Origin of the sequence: Rugosimonospora africana, assembly GCF_016862975.1 — a bacterium.
GTDB lineage: Bacteria > Actinomycetota > Actinomycetes > Mycobacteriales > Micromonosporaceae > Rugosimonospora > Rugosimonospora africana.
The window spans coordinates 1-527 of record NZ_BONZ01000217.1; the positions used below are offsets into that span (position 1 = coordinate 1).

Annotated in this window: 1 protein-coding gene; it reads right to left on the bottom strand. The window is 66.8% G+C overall.

Translation table 11 applies throughout. The features are described from left to right. A partial coding sequence (locus tag Raf01_RS49305; protein ID WP_275413248.1) for a condensation domain-containing protein occupies positions 1-510 on the bottom strand: 510 nt, incomplete at its 3' end. Between the last annotated feature and the right edge of the window lie 17 nt (positions 511-527).

Sequence of the window (527 nt, forward strand, 5' to 3'; positions counted from 1 at the left end):
GTCGTCATCGACACCGCCGCCCATGGCCCAGTCCTCAACACCAGCCACGTTCACCCGTCCGAGATAGTTGAACCCGATCTGCGGTGTGGGGAAGTCAGCCAGGACCTGTGCGGTGTCCGGGTTCAGGTACCGCAGCAACCCATACCCGACACCGTTGTCCGGGATCTGCCGCAGGTCTTCCTTCACCCGCTTGACCACCCCACCCACCCCAGGGCTGCCGGCGCACACCTCTTCCCAACTCAACGTCCCCGCGTTCAGCCGGACCGGGAACAGGCTGGTGAACCAGCCCACCGTCCGCGACAGGTCGGCCCCGTCGACCAGACCCTCCTGACGGCCGTGCCCCTCCACATCGACCAACACCTCATCGCCGTGACCACCACGCTCCCGACGCCACCGGGCAACGGCCAGCGCCAGCCCCGCCAACAACACGTCATTGACCCCCGCGTGAAACACCGCCGGCACACTGGTGAGCAACGCATTCGTGGTCTCCGCCGGCAACACCACCGACACCGAAACGACACTGCCCG